We start from the raw sequence: 16,749 nt of genomic DNA, 5'->3' as shown, positions 1-16,749 counted from the left end.
GGCAGGCCCGGGCCAGGGGTGGCCGAAGGCCAGGGCGAAGCCCCTTGCCCCTGGGGTGGGCCTGCCGCAGGGCCTGCAGGCCCTGCCGGGTCAAGCGCCGAGGGGACCCACACACCACGGGGCGGCCGGCACCCACCCACCCACCCACCCGCACCCGGCCGCGCACCCGAACCCACGCCCACACCCGAACCCACCCCTCAGCCCTCCCCCGCCGACCCCGCCGCCGCCCCCACGCCGGACCCGGCCCCGGACCCGCCCCCGGCCCCCGCCCCCCCACCCCTCCGCTTCCACACCCCGATCGACCCGCGGTCCCCGCCCCCACCCCGCAACGCCAGCGCCTTCCCGCGCCCCCGCGAACGCACCGCCACGGCACCGCCACCGTCCTCGTCCGGCCCCTTCGTCAAGCCGAGTTCACCGGCCAGCCCCCACAGGGCCTGCTTGACCGTCGACCGGTTGTCGAGGTCCTGGACGCGACCCGCGTCGACGACGCCCTGGAGCTCCTTGAAAGCTGCGGGGACCGCGATGCGGGCCACCCGGGTCTTGGTGATCTTCTCTATGAGCGCGGGCTGGATCTCGGTGTTCTTGGTGTGGCGGTTGACGATCACGGTGGTCTCCTCGGCCTTGCGCACCTGCAGCCGTTCCCACATCCGCACCATCCGCTTGGCCGCCCGGACCGCGACCACGTCCGGGGTGGTGACCAGCACGGCCGTGTCGGCCATCTCGACGGCGGCCGCGTTCGCCCCGTCGAGGTGGGTGCCGCAGTCGATGACGACGAGCTCGTAGCGGTTGCGCATCGCGCTGACGATCTGCCGGGCCGCCCGGTCGGTGACCTCCTCGCCGCGTTCGCCCTCCGCCGGAGCCAGGAGCAGTGCGAGGCCGGTGCGGTGGTCGTACACGGCGTCCTGGAGCACCCGCGGCGAGATGTCCTGGATGCCGGCCAGGTCGGCCATCGAGCGCCGGAACTGCACGTCGAGGTACGAGGCCACGTCGCCGGCCTGGAGGTCCATGTCCACCAGCGCGGTACGCCGCCCCGACGCGGCCGCCGCCAGGGCGAGCTGCACGGCGGTGAGCGTGGTGCCGACCCCGCCCTTGGCGCCGGTGACGGTGACGACCTGCCCGCCGGGGCCGGTGAACACGTCGCCGCCGCGCCCCAGGTGCCGCCGGACGCCCACCGACCACTGGGCCGCCGCCTGGACGCGGGCGGCGAGTTCCTCGTACGACAGGGGCAGCCCGATCAGGCCGCGCGCGCCGGAGTCCATGGCGGCGGAGAACAGCCCCGGGCTCGCGTCGGCGGTGACGAGGACGACGCCGACGGCCGGGAAGCGCAGCGCGACCTCGCGGATCAGCTCCAGCGCCGGCACCGGCCCGATCCGCTCGTGGACGAGGACCACCTCGGGCAGCTCGTCCAGGGATTCGGCGGCCAGCCGCGCCAGGGTGTCGAGGAGGGTGGTGGAGTCGGTCACCGGCGGGCCGGGCTCGGCGGCCGGCAGCTGGCTGAGGAGGGTGGTGATGGAGCGGGTGGCGTCCGGGTCGCCGACCGCGGGCAGGATTCGCGTGGTCATCCGGGCCTCACTTGTCCCCTTCGAGGGTGTACGTACGGTCGCCGGGGCTCAGGGAGGTGGTGCTGCCGGGCACGACCAGGGCGAGGCGCAGGTGCTCCGCGAAGGTGTCGGCGTACACGACGCGCTGGACGTCCTTCGGCTCGAGCGCGAACGTGACCGGGACGGCCTCGGAGGGGCTGCGGGGGGCGGCGCCGCGCTCGACGACGGTGGCCTTGCCGACGCCCAGGACGCGGGCGTCGGCCACCATGATCTTGGAGACGTCGGCGCCGTCCTTCTTGCCCTTGAAGGTCGCGATGACGGTGACCCGGTCGCCGGGGCGGATCTTCCCGGCCACGCCCGGCTCGGCGTCGACCTTGACCGAGATCTCCTGCTCGCCGGGCTTGAGCTGGGGCCGGTCGACGAACATGTCGTCCTGGAGCAGCGAGCCGGCCTTGAGCGTGGTGAGCACCGTCTTCTCGCGGACCTCGGCCAGGTCCGTCACGGCGTTGTCCGGCAGCCAGCGCTTGGGGATCTTGATCTTCTCGAAGTCGGCGGGGCCGAGCTCCGTGTACGGCGCTATGTCGCCCCTGACGCGGTACGCCACGACCTCGGGGCCGACCTTGGAGTTCACGTCACCGATGACGGAGAGGACCCCGAAGAAGGCACCCAGGGCGCACAGGACGGACAGCAGGAGCAGGATGACACCGCGTCGCTGGCGTGAGTTCATGAGCCGGGCTACCTACCTCGTCCTTGTCCCTGTTCGTCGTGGTCGTGCCGCACGTGTGCGGGGTCGTGCGCGTCCCGTACGTCGTCGTCCGCCGCTCAGCCGCTCAGCCAGCCGGCCAGCCGGCCAGCCGCACCCTCGGCCGGTCCCTCGGTCCTCAGTCGCTCGGCCCTCAGCCTCAGCCACTCGGCCCTCAGCCAATCAGCCCCCAGCCGCCCAGCCCTCAGCCGCTCACGCCGCCGCCTTCGCCAGCGGCGCCGCGCAGAACCCGCAGCGGTCGCCGATGAGTTCGAGGCCGCACCAGTGGCACTGGGCCCGGCGCACCGAGGCGACCAGCTGGTACAGCACGGCGATGTCGGGGATGCCCGCGGCGAACTCGACCAGCCGCCCGGTGCCCCACCAGCGGGCGGAGTCCGCCGGCAGCGGGCTCTCCAGGACGCCCTGCACCTGCCAGGCGGGAGCGAGGTCGGTGGCCACCCAGTCGGAGGCGAGCTGGCCGCGGGCGAACGTGAGCTGGGTACCGAAGTCCGGCCCGGGCGGCAGCCCCGCGCCCACCGAGGACCTGGCGACCACCGACCGCCCGGCGCCCCCGGACCTGGATGCCTCCGACCGCCCCGCACCCCCGGACCTGCCGCCACCCCCGCCCCCCGACCTGCCGGCACCCGCCCCCCGCCCGGCACCCCCCGCCCGCTCCGAGCCCAGCCGGGCGAGGTACGGCGCGGGATTGGCCATGACCGCGAACTGCGAGCCGGGCACCCACGACCGCGCGTGCGTCTTCAGGCTGACCGGGACCCGGTCCAGCCGGGCCACCGACCCGAGCAGGGCGCCGGCGTAGACGTAGTGGGCGAGCAGGCGGGCCGCGGACGCCAGGACACCCGGGCTGAAGTCGGTGACGGAGAGCTGGCGCAGCTGACAGGCCAGCAACGCGGTCCCGAGCGGCGGCAGATCGATGTCGAGCAGCGCGATCCGGTCACTTTCCAGGATCGCCCGAACGGTGTGCAGGCGCCGGACGAAGGCCACCGGGAGGGAGGACGGCACGAGCGCCACGACGTACCCGTGGCGTTCGAGCAAGCCCGTCATCTCGGCCAGCGAGGCCTCGAGTCCGGCGTCCTCGGGAGCCTGGAGGGCGGCGGCCGGGGGCGTGTGCCGGTCGGGGGCGGGCAGCACCAGGTCGAGGCTGGTCACTGCGATGGCGGTCGGCACGTGAATCCCCCATTCACCCCGTTCGTCGCGGGCGCGCGCTCACTGCGCGTCCACGAACGATCACTGCTCGTCCCTCCTGCGGAGCACCTTATCCGCGCGCCACCTGGGAAGGCAGGGCCTTGCGGTTTCCTGTTGTCCGACCTTTGACCAGAGTTGGCCGAAACCTTCGGCTGCGCGAAGCCTTGACAGCGCGATTGGTCTGGACCAACTTGGGGGCGGGCGCCCCCACTCGAATCCGCCTCCCCCCACGGAGCCTTCGTGAACCGCATCCGTCCCTCGGCCCTGCTCTGCGCCGGTGCACTGACCGCCACCGCGGCCCTGTCCGGAGCCCTCGCCGTCACCGTCACCGCCGCCGGCACCGCGTACGCCGCCGACGTCAACGTCGCCCGCAACGGCGGCTACGAGAACGGCCTGGCCAACTGGTCGTGCAGCGCCGGCAGCGGCGCCGCCGTCGCCTCGCCCGTGTACGCCGGCGCGGCCGCCCTCAGGGCCACCCCCTCCGGCCAGGACAACGCCAGGTGCTCCCAGACCGTGACGGTCAGGCCGAACTCCACCTACACGCTCAGCGCGTGGGTGCAGGGCAGCTACGTCTACCTCGGCGCCACCGGCACCGGCACCCCCGACGCCTCCACCTGGACCCCCGGCGGCACCGGCGCCTGGCAGAAGCTGTCCACCACCTTCACCACCGGCGCGAACACCACCCAGGTCACCGTCTACACCCACGGCTGGTACGGACAACCCGCCTACCTCGCCGACGAGTTCAGCGTCCTCGGCCCGGACGGGGGCGGCGGCACCGACCCGGGCCCGACGGTCCCCGGCGCCCCGGCCGGCCTGTCCGCCGCGGGCCCGACCAGCTCCTCGGTCGACCTCTCCTGGAGCGCGGCCTCCGGCGCGAGCGGCTACTACGTCTACCAGGACGGCGTCCGGGTCAGGACGGTCACCGGCGCCACCGCCGCCACGATCACCGGGCTCGCCGCCTCGACCTCGTACTCCTTCACCGTGAGCGCGTACAACGCGGCCGGCGAGGGCCCGAAGTCCGCTCCGGTCACCGCGACGACGACCGCCGGGGGCGGCACCGACCCGGGCCCGAACCCCTCGGTGCCCAAGCACGCCCTGACCGGCTACTGGCAGAACTTCAACAACGGCGCCACCGTCCAGAGGCTCTCGGACGTCCAGGCGCAGTACGACATCATCGCGGTCGCCTTCGCCGACGCCACCACCACGCCCGGCGCCATCGCCTTCAACCTCGACTCGGCGGGCCTGGGCGGCTACACGGTCGCGCAGTTCAAGGCCGACATCGCCGCGAAGAAGGCGGCCGGCAAGTCCGTCGTCCTCTCGGTCGGCGGCGAGAAGGGCACCATCACGGTCAACGACCCGGCCTCCGCGACGAACCTGGCGAGCTCGGCGTACGCGCTGATGCAGGAGTACGGCTTCAGCGGCATCGACATCGACCTGGAGAACGGCCTCAACGCCACCTACATGACCCAGGCGCTGCGCGCGCTGTCGCAGAAGGCGGGCCCGGGCCTGGTCCTCACCATGGCGCCGCAGACCATCGACATGCAGTCCACGTCGAACGCGTACTTCAAGACCGCGCTCAACATCAAGGACATCCTCACCGTCGTCAACATGCAGTACTACAACTCCGGCTCGATGCTCGGCTGCGACGGCAAGGTGTACTCCCAGGGCTCGGTGGACTTCCTGACCGCGCTCGCCTGCATCCAGCTGGAGGGCGGCCTCGCCCCCTCGCAGGTCGGCCTCGGGCTGCCGGCCTCACCGAGCGGTGCGGGCAGCGGGTACGTCTCCCCGTCCGTCGTCAACAGCGCCCTCGACTGCCTGGCGCGGGGCACCGGCTGCGGATCGTTCAAGCCGAGCAGGACCTACCCGGGCCTGCGCGGGGCGATGACGTGGTCGACCAACTGGGACGCGAAGGCCGGCAACGCGTGGTCCGGCTCGGTGGGCCCGAAGGTCCACGGCCTGCCGTAGCGGACGGTCCCGACTCCCGTGACGAACGGTCTCGACCTCCCGTGACGAACGCTCCTGACCTCCCGTGACGGACGGCCCGGGGTCGCCCTACGAGGGCACCCCGGGCCTGCCGTACGAGGCACCGCGGGCCTGCCGTACGAGGCACCGCGGGCTGCCGTAAGGGGCATCCCGGGCATGCCGCGCCCGGGGGGAGGGGGTGGGGCGGTGTACGACTTGCGGACATGCGCGTACGGCTTCCGGACGGTCCGGCAACGGCCGCGAACTTTGGCCGAACTACGACTCTTGACCCGTCCATGTCATGAGCGCACGCTGTGCGCGTCCGCACGGAGCCACCCCCACACCTCCGACCCCAGGAGATCTCAATGCGGCTACGCCCCAGGAAGGCCGCCACCCTCGCGGCCCTTCTCGCGCTCGCGCTCGGCGCACCCGCCGTCGGCGTGAGCGCCAGCGCCTCCCCGTCACCCGCCCCGTCCACCGCGACGCAGGACGAGGCGATCGTCCAGTACGAGATCCACGGACCCTCGACCGTCGCGGACCGGACGAAGATCGCCCGGACCGGGGTCGCCATCGACGAGGTCGACGCCCACTCGGTCGTCGTCAGCGCCGACACCGCGCAGGCGAGGCACCTGCGCCGGCTCGGCTACGTCCTCAAGGCCCTGCCGGGCCCGGGGAACCGCAGCGGCGCGGGCGTCAAGCCCACCCCGTTCGACTTCCCGACCTCGGACGCGAAGTACCACAACTACGCGGAGATGAACGCCGAGATCAACACCCGGCTGGCCGCGTACCCGTCCATCATGAGCAAGCAGGTGATCGGGAAGTCCTACCAGGGCCGCGACCTGATCGCGATCAAGATCAGCGACAACGTCGGCACGGACGAGAACGAGCCGGAGGTGCTCTTCACGCACCACCAGCACGCCCGTGAGCACCTGACCGTCGAGATGGCCCTCTACCTGCTCCGCGAGTTCGGCGCCGGCTACGGCACCGACCCGCGCATCACCAAGATGGTCAACGAGCGCGAGATCTGGATCATCCCGGACCTCAACCCCGACGGCGGCGAGTACGACATCGCCTCCGGCTCCTACCGCTCGTGGCGCAAGAACCGCCAGCCCAACTCGGGCTCCTCGGCGGTCGGCACGGACCTGAACCGGAACTGGGACTACAAGTGGGGCTGCTGCGGCGGCTCCAGCTCCAGCAAGTCCTCCGAGACGTACCGCGGCCCGGCCCCCGAGTCGGCACCCGAGGTCAAGGTGGTCTCCGACTTCGCGCGCAGCCGGGTGATCGGCGGCAAGCAGCAGATCACGGCCGCCATCGACTTCCACACCTACAGCGAGCTGGTGCTCTGGCCGTACGGCTGGACCACCGCCGACACCGCGCCGGGCCTGACCGCCGACGACCAGAAGGCCTTCGCGACCATCGGCCGGAAGATGGCGGCGAGCAACGGCTACACCCCCGAGCAGTCCAGCGACCTGTACATCACGGACGGGTCCATCGACGACTACCTCTGGGGCGCCCAGAAGATCTTCGCCTACACCTTCGAGATGTACCCGACCTCGTCCTGGGACGGCGGCTTCTACCCGCCCGACGAGGTGATCGAGCGCGAGACGAGCCGCAACCGGGACGCGGTGCTCCAGCTGCTGGAGAACGCGGACTGCATGTACCGCTCGATCGGCAAGGAGTCGACGTACTGCGTCTGACCACGCAGCTCGGCTCCGTACGGACCGGGGGCGCCCCACCGCCAGGGGGGCGCCCCCTTCGCCCGTCCTAGCCGAGGACGGCGAGGGCGTCGATCTCGACGAGCAGGCCGGCGGGCAGGCCCACGTAGACCGTGGTGCGGGCGGGCGGGGCCTCCTTGAGGTGCTCGTCGAAGTAGGCGTCGTAGATCTCGTTCAGCTCGGCGAAGTGGCCGGTGTCGGTGAGGTAGACGCGGAGCATCATCACGTCGTCCCAGGTCGCGCCGCCCGCCTCCAGCACGGAGCGGACGTTCTCCAGGGTCTGGAGGGTCTGGGCGCGCAGCCCGGGCCCGGCCGGGGTGGGCGGCTGTCCCTCGACGGCGGGCAGGAAGCCGACCTGGCCGGCGACCTGGAGGATGTTCCCCTTGCGCACCCCGTGGGAGAACCGGGCGGGCGGGGCGGGGTGGGTGGCCGGGGTGACCGCCACCTTCTCGTTGCTCTGGCTCACGTCACGTCACGTCCTTCGCGGCGGCTGCGGCCGTCCTCGCGGGTGGGGAGGCGCCCCGCGGTGGCGGGCGTCCTCCTGGACCGTACGTCCCCGCGGATGTTAGACAGCGGGGAGCAAGGCGTGCAACGACAGGAGGACTCTGATGGACACGGTGCGGGAGCTCGCGCGCGAGGCCGCGGACCACCGCTTCAAGGGCCTCCCGCCGGACGCGGCGGCCGCCCGCCTCACCGTCGGCGAACTCGCCGAGCAGCGGCGTGACTTGTACACGGGCGGGTTCACCACCCCGGTCCTGACCCTGTCGGCCGAGGCACTGGAGCACAACCTCACCGCCCTGCAGACGTACGCCGCCCGGCACGGCCTCGCCTTCGCCCCGCACGGCAAGACCTGCATGGCCCCGCAGCTGTTCCGCCGCCAGCTCGAGCAGGGTGCCTGGGGCATCACGGCCGCCGTGCCCCACCAGGCGCGGGTCTACCGGGCGTTCGGCATCCGGCGCATCTTCCTCGCCAACGAGGTGGTCGACCGCGCGGCCCTGGCCTGGGTGGCCCACGAGCTGGCGGCCGACCCGGAGTTTCGGCTGGTCTGCTACGTCGACTCCGTGCGCGGCGTCGAGCTGATGGACGCGGCGCTGACCGACGCGTGGGAGGCGCTGGCAGCCGGCCCCGGGGCGGTGCGGCCGCTGGAGGTGGTCGTCGAGCTCGGCGCGGGCGCGGAGGGCCGTACCGGCGCCCGGACCGAGGCCGACTGCACGGCCGTCGCCGACGCGGTGGCCGCCGCCGGCACCCTGCGCCTGGTGGGCGTGGCCGGGTACGAGGCCACCATGCCGGGCGCGGACGCCGACACCGTGCGGGCCTGGCTGCGCCGGCTGACCGGGCTCGCCGCCGAGTTCGACAAGGCGGGCCGGTTCACGGGCACCGGGGCCGCGGAGATCATCGTCAGCGCGGGCGGCAGCGAGTGGTTCGACGCCGTCGCCGAGGTGTTCGCCGAGATCCCCGAGCTGTCCCTGCCGGTGCTGCGGCTGCTGCGGTCCGGCGCGTACGTGTCGCACGACCGCGGCTGGTACGAGGGGCTGACCCCGTTCAACCGCGTCCCGGAGGAGGGCGGCCTGCTGCCGGCCTTCCGGCTGTGGACCCAGGTGGTGTCCCGCCCCACGCCCACCCAGGCCTTCGTCAACGCCGGCAAGCGCGACATCGCGTACGACCTCGGGCTGCCGGTGGTCGAGGCGGTGCGCGGGGCCCGCGACGGGGTGGAGCGACCGGCCCCGGACGGCGTCGCGGTGGTCAAGCTCTCGGACCAGCACGCGTGGCTGGAGACCCCGGGCGCGGACGACCTGGAGGTCGGGGACTGGGTGGCGCTCGGCATGGCCCACCCGTGCACGATCTTCGAGAAGTGGCCGCTGATCCCGGTGGTGGACGGGGGCGGGAAGGTCGTGGAGTTCGTGCGGACGTTCTTCTGATCCGCCTTCGATCCGCCTTTGGCTCCACCTTTTGATCCGTCTTTGATCCGTCTTTGATCCGTACGACCGGCCGCCGGGGGGGGCGAGGGCATGGATCTGGTCATCCGCGGGGTCCGCGTGGTCGACGGCGGCGGCGGGCCCTCGTACACCGCCGACGTGGGCGTGCACGAGGGCCGGATCACCGCCGTCGGCCGGATCCGGTCCGGCGGGCGGACCACGCTCGACGGCCACGGGCTCGCCCTCGCCCCCGGCTTCACCGACATGCACGCCCACAGCGACCTCGCCCTGCTGCGCGACCCGGACCACAGCGCGAAGGCCGCCCAGGGCGTGACGCTCGAGGTGCTGGGCCAGGACGGGCTGTCGTACGCCCCCGTGGACGACCGCACCCTGGCCGAGGTGCGCACCGCCATCGCGGGCTGGAACGGCGACGGCTCCGACCTGGCCATGGACTGGCGGACCGTCGGGGAGTACCTGGACCGCCTCGACCACGGCTTCGGCGGGGCCGGGATCGCGGTCAACGCCGCCTACCTGGTGCCGCAGGGGACCGTACGGGCGTACGTGCTGGGCTGGACCGACCGACCGCCCACGGCGCCCGAGCTGGACCGGATGCGGGCGCTGGTCGCCCAGGGGCTGGCGGAGGGGGCGTACGGCATGTCCTCGGGCCTGACCTACACGCCCGGGATGTACGCCGACGGGGCCGAACTGGCCGAGCTGTGCCGCGTGGTGGCCGACCACGGCGGCTACTACTGCCCGCACCACCGCTCGTACGGGCGCGGGGCGCTGGCCGCGTACGACGAGATGATCGCGCTCGCCCGGGAGGCGGGCTGCGCGCTCCACCTGGCCCACGCCACCCTGAACTTCGCCGAGAACGCGGGCCGGGCGGGCGAGCTGCTGGCCCGGCTGGACGCGGCGCTGGCGGCCGGGGTGGACGTCACCCTCGACACCTACCCCTACACCCCCGGCTGCACCACGCTGGCGGCGCTGCTGCCGAGCTGGGCCCACGAGGGCGGGCCGGAGGCGCTGCTGACCCGGCTGCGGGACGACGCGACCGCCGAGCGGATCCGGTACGCGCTGGAGGTGGCGGGCTCGGACGGCTGCCACGGCGTGCCGGTGGACTGGTCGTCGGTGGAGGTGTCCGGGGTGGTCGACCCGGCGCTCGGGGGCTGGGTGGGGCGGCGGTTCGAGGGGTGGGCGGACGCGCGGGAGCTGCTGTTGCGGGACCGGCTGGGACCGACCGTGCTCCAGCACGTCGGCCACGAGGACAACGTCCGGGCGATCATGCGGCACCGGGTGCACACGGGCGGCTCCGACGGCATCCTGCAGGGGGCCAGGCCGCACCCGCGGGCGTACGGCACCTTCCCGCACTACCTGGGGCACTACGTGCGCGAACTGGGCGTGCTGTCGCTGGAGGAGTGCGTGGCGCACCTGGCCGGCCGGCCGGCGGCCCGGCTGGGGCTGGCGGACCGGGGTCTGGTGCGCGAGGGGTACCGGGCGGACCTGGTGCTCTTCGACCCGGCGACGGTGGCGGCGGGGGCGGACTTCGCCGCGCCGCGCCGGCCGCCGACGGGGATCCCGTACGTGCTGGTCGACGGCCGGTTCGTGATCCGGGACGGACGGCGGACGGACGTCCTGGCGGGGCGGGCGCTGCGGCGGGGGCGGGGCTGATGACGGGACCGGAGGTGCCGGGTGAGGGCGGGCTGATCTCGTGCGCTTCCGGCCGGCTTCCGGCGGGCTCCTGACGGGCTTCTGACGGGCTTCTGACGGGCTTCTGACGGGTCGCTTCCTACGATGGGCGCATGCTGGCCTTCGTTCCCGCTGTCCTGCTCTTCGCCGCCTTCTGCCTGAGCGTCCGCGAGGACCGGCGCCGGTTCCAGAACGCGGTGCTGCTCGGCCTGACCTGCATCTGCCTCTCGCTCGCGCTGCTGTGGCAGGTCTCGCACCTGCCGCCGCTGGCCGCGGAGGTCATCGTCATGGCGGTGTTCGTCCTGCCCGTGCTGGGGGCGGCGGCGCTGGGGGTGTTCCTGGTCGCCAACGGCCTGACCATGGTCCGCAAGGAGGGCCGGCGGCCGGCGAACCTGCTCTCCTTGACGGCGGGGGCGGGCGTCTTCGTGATGATGGCCCTGGTGGCCGCCGTCGGGGTCTCGGGCTCGCCGCTGCTCGACGGCATCGTCGTGACGTTGGTGATGCTGGTCGCCTACGTCTCGTTCCTCTTCCTGTGCTTCCTCGGGTACGCGTACCTGTACGGACGCATCGAGGTCCGCGGCGACGTGGACTACGTCGTGATGCTGGGCTCGGGGCTGATCGGCGGCGAGCGCGTCCCGCCGCTGCTCGCCTCCCGGTTGGCGAAGGGCCGGGAGATCTACGCCGCCCAGCGGGCCCGCGGCGCCGCCGGACCCCTGCTGCTGACCTCCGGCGGCCAGGGGCCGGACGAGCGCCTGGCGGAGGCCCGGGCGATGGCGGACTGGCTGCGCGAGCGGGGGGTGCCGGAGGAGCACCTGCGGCGCGAGGAGCGGTCCCGGAGCACGGCGGAGAACCTGGCCTTCAGCCGGGAGCTGATGGAGGCGGAGTGCCCGGCCTACCGGTGCGTGGTGGTGACCAACAACTTCCACGCCTTCCGGGCCGCGATGACGGCCCGGAAGGCGGGGGTGAACGGGCAGGTGCTGGGCTCGCCGACGGCCCGCTACTTCTGGCCGAGCGCCACGATCCGGGAGTTCGTCGCGGTGTTCTGGGAACACCGGGCGGTCAACCTGACCATCTGCGCGGGCATCGCCGTCTTCGGGGCGCTGGTCACGGCGGGTGGGGTGTAGGTGGTGTACGTGGTGTAGGTGGTCAGCGCTCGTACGGGTAGGCGAACGGCTTGGTCTCCCGGCGCACCGCCTCCCGCAGCTCCAGCGTCCTCGGCCCCGCGACGTAATGGCGCCCTCGCGCCTCACCCATCTGCTCGAGGTACCCCAGCTTGACCAAGGCCCTGATGTCGCGGGTGGACTGCTGCACACTCAGCTCCGCGTCCTCCTGGTATACGGGGCGGCGTACCCGCGTGCCCATGAACGCCGGAAGCAGCGCGTTGACCGTGCGCTCGTCCAGGCCGGCCGCTTCGGCGGATTCGCCCAGAGCGATCCAGGCACGCGCGTACAGGTCGACCCGCCGCTTCGCCTGCTGCGCGGAGATGTGGTGGCCGGTGAGGCAGAACTTCAGCCAAATGGACGTGTCCGCGTCCGGACTCCACTCCGGTCCGCCCGTCCGCCGCAGCGCCTCGTAATAGCCATAGGTGTTCGAGCCCTGGCCCAGCCACTCCTCGATGGAGGAGAACTCGGGAGGCATCAGCGCCTCGCGGGAGAACAGCAGCGTCGACAGGGCGCGGGACATGCGCCCGTTGCCGTCGGCCCATGGGTGGATCTTGACCAGGTTCAGATGCGCCATGGACGCCCGGACATGGACGGGGGAATCGAGGTCCCCCTCGTTCAGCCACTGCACCATCTCGTCCATCAGCGCCGGGGCCTCGTCACTGTCCGGTGCCGTGTAGATCGGCACCATCTCGTCCTCGGGCGTGGAGACGTACACCGCCTTCCTCCGTAGGCGACCCGGCCGCTTCTCCGGACGATGCTCCTGGATCATGAAGTGGAGGCCGTTGAGGAGTCCTACGTCGTACCGGAACTCGTCCTTCGCGTCCGACAAGCCCTGGATGTAGGTCATGGCCCGCTGGTAGCCCTCCAGCTCACGCCTGGTCTCCTCGCTGGCCTCCAGGGGTTCCTCACCGTTCATGAGCGCCTCGACGTCGTCGACGGTGGCGACGTACCCCTCGATCGTGTTCGAGCCGGCGATGGCGCGCGCGGTCAGGTTCCGGCGGAGCTGCTTGGTCCACCGCCGGGTCGTAGGAAGAAAGTGCCGCAGGTCGTTGCGCATCCCCTCGATTTCCTCAAGGGTGCGCATGTCCGCCGCGTCAAGCCTGGGCGTTCGGAACAGCATGATGCAATGACACCATGATGGTGTCATTGCATCAAGACACCTCGCTCTTGCGCCGTCCGCCGCCCCGGTCAGCCCTTGAGGGCGGCCAGTACCTCGTCCGTGGTGGTGACGTGGCCGATGCGGGGGAAGATCTTGCCGAAGCTGTGCGCGTGCGAGTCGGCGTCCAGGTCGGTGGTGGCGTCCTCGACGAACAGCAGGCCGTAGCTCAGCTCCCACGCGCTGCGGGCGGTGGACTCGACGCCGATGCTGGTCGAGATGCCGCCGAGGACGATGGTGTCGATGCCGCGGCGGCGCAGCTGGAGGTCGAGCTCGGTGCCGGTGAAGGCGCCCCAGTGGCGCTTGGCGACGACGACGTCGTGCTCGGTGCCGGGCCCGCCGGTGAGCTCGGCCGGGAGCTGCGAGAACTCCGGGGGCGGCGCGGTCTCGGGGAAGGTGCGGCGGTCGACGTCGGCCGGGGGCAGGTCGCCGCCGTCGGGGTGGAAGGCGACCTTGATCAGGACGACCGGCAGGCCGCGGGCGCGGAAGGCCTCGGCGAGCCGGACGCCCTGGCGCAGGATCCCGTCGGTGGGGTGGACGGTGTCGCGGGCGAGGATGCCCTTCTGGAGGTCGACGAGCACGAGCGCGGTGCGGTCGGTGAGCTGCGGGGCGGTCATGGGACTCCTTGGGTTCGCGGCTGCCCGGGTGATCGTTTCACCGAGTACACCAACGTGACGAGCGCAACACCAGTGGATTCCCTGGCGCCCGTCGGGCGCGAACCGCAGGTCGCGGCGGGGTCGGCGGCCACGATTCGAAGGACTCCGTGGCGCCGCGCCCTTCCGAAGGTCGAAACCGGACATATCTCTGACGGGTGGCGGGGCGGAAAGTCCCAGCAGCGCGGGTGGCGGGCGCCGTAGAGTCCTGTCATGCAGGTGATCCAGTCGACGAAGCTCGCGAACGTCTGTTACGAGATCCGGGGCCCTGTGCTCGAGGAGGCGATGCGGCTCGAAGCAGCAGGTCATCGCATCCTCAAGCTCAACACCGGGAACCCGGCGGCGTTCGGTTTCGAGTGCCCGCCCGAGATCCTCGAGGACATGCTCCGCAACCTGGGCAGCGCCCACGGCTACGGGGACGCCAAGGGCCTCCTCGCGGCACGGCGTGCGGTCATGCAGCACTACCAGACCAAGGGCATCGACCTGGACGTCGAGGACATCTACCTCGGCAACGGCGTCTCCGAGCTGATCCAGATGTCGATGCAGGCGCTGCTCGACGACGGCGACGAGGTGCTGGTCCCGGCCCCGGACTACCCGCTGTGGACGGCCTCCGTCTCGCTGGCCGGCGGCACCGCGGTGCACTACCGCTGCGACGAGCAGTCCGACTGGATGCCCGACCTCGCGGACATCGAGCGGAAGATCACCGACCGCACCCGCGCCCTGGTGATCATCAACCCGAACAACCCGACCGGCGCGGTCTACGACGACGAGATGCTGCGCGGGCTCACCGACATCGCCCGCCGCCACAACCTGATCGTCTGCTCGGACGAGATCTACGACCGGATCCTCTACGACGGCGTCACGCACACCAACACCGCCACCCTCGCGCCCGACCTGCTCGTGCTGACGTTCAACGGCCTGTCCAAGAACTACCGGGTGGCCGGCTACCGCAGCGGCTGGCTGGCGGTCTGCGGCCCCAAGCAGCACGCGTCCTCGTACATCGAGGGCCTGACGATCCTGGCCAACATGCGCCTGTGCGCGAACATGCCCTCGCAGTACGCGGTGGCCACCGCACTGGGCGGCCGCCAGTCCATCGAGGACCTGGTGCTGCCCGGCGGCCGGATCCTGGAGCAGCGCAACGTCGCGCACGACCTGCTCACCCAGATCCCGGGCGTGACGTGCGTGAAGCCGAAGGGCGCCCTGTACGCCTTCCCGCGCCTGGACCCGGCCGTCTACAAGATCAAGGACGACCGGCAGATGGTCCTGGACCTGCTGCGCGCCGAGAAGATCATGGTCGTGCACGGTACGGGCTTCAACTGGCCCGAGCCGGACCACTTCCGCATCGTGACGCTGCCCAACGCCAAGGACCTGGCGGACGCCGTGACCCGGATCGGGAACTTCCTCGACGGCTACGGCCAGCACTGACGTCCCCCCGGCGGGCGCGGACACCGCCGCGCCCGCGGGAAGACGCGCCCGGAGCCGGGCTCGTGGACGACCTCCGGTGGAGGTCGTCCACGAGCCCGGCTCGATGCTTTCTGGACGACGCTCTACTTTAGAACCGATCCAAGGTAGGATGGTCTCCTGACCACGCCAGGAGGCCATCCTCATGTATGAGCCGATCCGCACCAAGTCGGTCCACCGCATGACCGGCCGGCCCGAGATCCCGCACCGCAGCCGCGGCGAGGAACTGGACATCCAGCTCTCCGGACACCTGGCCGCCCTGCTCACCGTGACCGACGAGCTCGGTCTCGACGACGCGGCCGAGGTCATCGCCGCCCAGGTCGCGCGGCTGCGCGGCACCCCGCCGGCCCGGCACGCCGGCCGCACCGAGGCCGACACCGCCGCCCTGCACCGGCGCGCCCACGACCTCGCCGGCCGCGCACTGGTCGTGGCCGCCTCCCGGGCCGACACCGCCGCCGCGATCCTCGCGGCCGAGCGGATGGACGCCCACGCCGCCGCGCTCGACGCCGCCGCGGCCCTCTGACGGCCCCGGTCCGGGGCCGCGGAGGCTCCGGACCGGGAGCCATGGCCCGACGACGCGGGACGCCCCCGACACGTCCGCCCGGATGCGGCGGATCGGCACCCCGGTGGACGAGGATCGTGCTCCCCCACCTCGTCCGGAGTCACCATGGCCCCCACCCCGCCCCACCCGCGCCGCTCCGGGGCGTCGCTCCTGCCGGTCCTGCTGCCCGTCGCGGTCCTGATCGTGGTGGCGGTGGCCGTGGGCTCCTGGCTGCAGTTCACCGAGCGGCAGGCCGTCGACACGGTCACCACCGCCGGGTCCTCGGCCCCCGACCGGGTGGACGTGGAGGCCGTCGTCCAACGCGTCGACGCCACGGCCAGAGAGCTGACGCTACGGATCTGGGTCATCCCGCGCGGGACCCTCGGCGAGGAGCAGGGGGCCGCCCCCGTGGCCGACCTCGACATCGAGACCTCCGGGGCCACCCTCGGCGACCTGGAATTCACCGCCCACGAGCGGATCGCGACCAAGGACCTCCAGGTCGCGCTCACGGGGGGATCGGTCAGCGACTACCCGTTCGACACGTACGAGACCCAGATCGCGTTCCGGGCGGAGATGGGGGGCGAACACGTGCCCGTGCGCCTGCTGTTCTCCAACAACGACACGCTCTTCTCGGTCTCCGCGGAGCCCGGACCCGCCACGCGGGACGCCGTCATGGCGCTGGACCTGTCCCGGTCGGGCAGCCTGCTCGTCTTCGCCGTCTTCATGATGGTCGTGATGTGGGCGCTGGCGGCGGCCGTGCTCATCGGGACCTGGTACCTCACGAGCCGCCGCGAGGGCCTGGTCTGGCCCGCCCTCTCCTGGATGGCCGCCACCCTCTTCGCCCTCGCGGCCTTCCGCAACACCGCCCCCGGCCAGCCCCCGATCGGCTGCGTGCTGGACTGGTTCGCCTTCCTGTGGGCCGAGACCGTCATCGCCCTCTGCGTGATCGTCGTGGTCGTCACCGGCGTCCGCACCGCCCTGCGACCGGATCGCACCCGCGCCACCTGAGG

Annotated in this window: 14 protein-coding genes; 8 read left to right on the top strand and 6 right to left on the bottom strand. The window is 72.4% G+C overall.

Going from position 1 to position 16,749, the window contains the following annotated elements; translation table 11 throughout:
* Positions 1-197 precede the first annotated feature (197 nt).
* The 3 genes from ACIQCH_RS17855 to ACIQCH_RS17845 all read right to left on the bottom strand — a co-directional run bounded on the left by ACIQCH_RS17855 (position 198) and on the right by ACIQCH_RS17845 (position 3,468).
* Positions 198-1,562, bottom strand: coding sequence for a CpaE family protein (locus tag ACIQCH_RS17855; protein ID WP_402581815.1), 1,365 nt, complete (start codon positions 1,560-1,562; stop codon positions 198-200).
* Between the two features lie 7 nt (positions 1,563-1,569).
* Positions 1,570-2,268 (bottom strand): Flp pilus assembly protein CpaB, encoded by a 699-nt coding sequence (gene cpaB, locus ACIQCH_RS17850; protein WP_402581813.1) that lies wholly within the window; start codon positions 2,266-2,268, stop codon positions 1,570-1,572.
* Between the two features lie 228 nt (positions 2,269-2,496).
* Positions 2,497-3,468, bottom strand: a complete 972-nt coding sequence (locus tag ACIQCH_RS17845) for a hypothetical protein (RefSeq protein ID WP_402581811.1) — start codon at positions 3,466-3,468, stop codon at positions 2,497-2,499.
* A 258-nt stretch (positions 3,469-3,726) separates the two neighbouring features.
* Between ACIQCH_RS17845 and ACIQCH_RS17840 the strand changes: the two genes are divergently transcribed.
* Both ACIQCH_RS17840 and ACIQCH_RS17835 read left to right on the top strand, forming a co-directional pair.
* Positions 3,727-5,451: a chitinase gene (locus tag ACIQCH_RS17840; protein WP_402581810.1), complete on the top strand. Its 1,725-nt coding sequence runs from the start codon at positions 3,727-3,729 to the stop codon at positions 5,449-5,451.
* 362 nt (positions 5,452-5,813) lie between these two features.
* Complete coding sequence (locus ACIQCH_RS17835) at positions 5,814-7,145, top strand: M14 family metallopeptidase (protein WP_402581808.1); 1,332 nt, start codon at positions 5,814-5,816, stop codon at positions 7,143-7,145.
* A 67-nt stretch (positions 7,146-7,212) separates the two neighbouring features.
* Here ACIQCH_RS17835 and ACIQCH_RS17830 read toward each other — a convergent pair whose 3' ends face one another.
* The gene (locus tag ACIQCH_RS17830; protein ID WP_402581806.1) at positions 7,213-7,629 is read right to left on the bottom strand and encodes a RidA family protein; all 417 of its coding nucleotides are present in this window, start codon (positions 7,627-7,629) and stop codon (positions 7,213-7,215) included.
* Between the two features lie 142 nt (positions 7,630-7,771).
* On the opposite strand from ACIQCH_RS17830, the gene ACIQCH_RS17825 reads away from it, so the two are divergent.
* The 3 genes from ACIQCH_RS17825 to ACIQCH_RS17815 all read left to right on the top strand — a co-directional run bounded on the left by ACIQCH_RS17825 (position 7,772) and on the right by ACIQCH_RS17815 (position 11,889).
* Positions 7,772-9,082, top strand: a complete 1,311-nt coding sequence (locus tag ACIQCH_RS17825; RefSeq protein ID WP_402581804.1) for an alanine racemase — start codon at positions 7,772-7,774, stop codon at positions 9,080-9,082.
* Between the two features lie 90 nt (positions 9,083-9,172).
* Entirely contained in the window at positions 9,173-10,747 is a 1,575-nt protein-coding gene (locus ACIQCH_RS17820) for an amidohydrolase family protein (protein ID WP_402581802.1), read from the top strand.
* Between the two features lie 131 nt (positions 10,748-10,878).
* Entirely contained in the window at positions 10,879-11,889 is a 1,011-nt protein-coding gene (locus tag ACIQCH_RS17815; RefSeq protein WP_402581800.1) for a YdcF family protein, read from the top strand.
* A gap of 22 nt (positions 11,890-11,911) precedes the next feature.
* Here the strand turns inward: ACIQCH_RS17815 and ACIQCH_RS17810 are convergent, their stop codons facing one another.
* Positions 11,912-13,012: a Fic family protein gene (locus ACIQCH_RS17810; RefSeq protein WP_402581798.1), complete on the bottom strand. Its 1,101-nt coding sequence runs from the start codon at positions 13,010-13,012 to the stop codon at positions 11,912-11,914.
* 104 nt (positions 13,013-13,116) lie between these two features.
* A complete protein-coding gene (locus ACIQCH_RS17805; protein ID WP_402581796.1) occupies positions 13,117-13,701 on the bottom strand; it encodes an isochorismatase family protein in 585 nt (194 codons plus the stop codon).
* Between the two features lie 249 nt (positions 13,702-13,950).
* On the opposite strand from ACIQCH_RS17805, the gene ACIQCH_RS17800 reads away from it, so the two are divergent.
* The 3 genes from ACIQCH_RS17800 (at position 13,951) to ACIQCH_RS17790 (ending at position 16,747) form a co-directional block, all read left to right on the top strand.
* Positions 13,951-15,162 (top strand): pyridoxal phosphate-dependent aminotransferase, encoded by a 1,212-nt coding sequence (locus ACIQCH_RS17800; RefSeq protein ID WP_402581794.1) that lies wholly within the window; start codon positions 13,951-13,953, stop codon positions 15,160-15,162.
* A 181-nt stretch (positions 15,163-15,343) separates the two neighbouring features.
* Positions 15,344-15,721 (top strand): hypothetical protein, encoded by a 378-nt coding sequence (locus ACIQCH_RS17795; RefSeq protein WP_402581793.1) that lies wholly within the window; start codon positions 15,344-15,346, stop codon positions 15,719-15,721.
* A 144-nt stretch (positions 15,722-15,865) separates the two neighbouring features.
* Entirely contained in the window at positions 15,866-16,747 is an 882-nt protein-coding gene (locus ACIQCH_RS17790) for a DUF4436 family protein (protein WP_402581791.1), read from the top strand.
* The last annotated feature ends 2 nt before the right edge of the window (positions 16,748-16,749 follow it).

The sequence above is a fragment of the Streptomyces sp. NPDC093225 genome (genome assembly GCF_044753805.1).
Lineage (GTDB): Bacteria > Actinomycetota > Actinomycetes > Streptomycetales > Streptomycetaceae > Streptomyces.
This window is presented reverse-complemented; position numbering and strand designations above follow the sequence as displayed.

Coding starts and splice junctions, on each gene's coding strand:
- ACIQCH_RS17835 (WP_402581808.1), top strand. CDS start 5,814: ATGCGGCTACGCCCCAGGAAGGCCGCCACCCTCGCGGCCCTTCTCGCG.
- ACIQCH_RS17805 (WP_402581796.1), bottom strand. CDS start 13,701: ATGACCGCCCCGCAGCTCACCGACCGCACCGCGCTCGTGCTCGTCGAC.
- ACIQCH_RS17790 (WP_402581791.1), top strand. CDS start 15,866: ATGGCCCCCACCCCGCCCCACCCGCGCCGCTCCGGGGCGTCGCTCCTG.
- ACIQCH_RS17820 (WP_402581802.1), top strand. CDS start 9,173: ATGGATCTGGTCATCCGCGGGGTCCGCGTGGTCGACGGCGGCGGCGGG.
- ACIQCH_RS17810 (WP_402581798.1), bottom strand. CDS start 13,012: ATGCGCACCCTTGAGGAAATCGAGGGGATGCGCAACGACCTGCGGCAC.
- ACIQCH_RS17795 (WP_402581793.1), top strand. CDS start 15,344: ATGTATGAGCCGATCCGCACCAAGTCGGTCCACCGCATGACCGGCCGG.
- ACIQCH_RS17825 (WP_402581804.1), top strand. CDS start 7,772: ATGGACACGGTGCGGGAGCTCGCGCGCGAGGCCGCGGACCACCGCTTC.
- cpaB (WP_402581813.1), bottom strand. CDS start 2,268: ATGAACTCACGCCAGCGACGCGGTGTCATCCTGCTCCTGCTGTCCGTC.
- ACIQCH_RS17855 (WP_402581815.1), bottom strand. CDS start 1,562: ATGACCACGCGAATCCTGCCCGCGGTCGGCGACCCGGACGCCACCCGC.
- ACIQCH_RS17800 (WP_402581794.1), top strand. CDS start 13,951: ATGCAGGTGATCCAGTCGACGAAGCTCGCGAACGTCTGTTACGAGATC.
- ACIQCH_RS17815 (WP_402581800.1), top strand. CDS start 10,879: ATGCTGGCCTTCGTTCCCGCTGTCCTGCTCTTCGCCGCCTTCTGCCTG.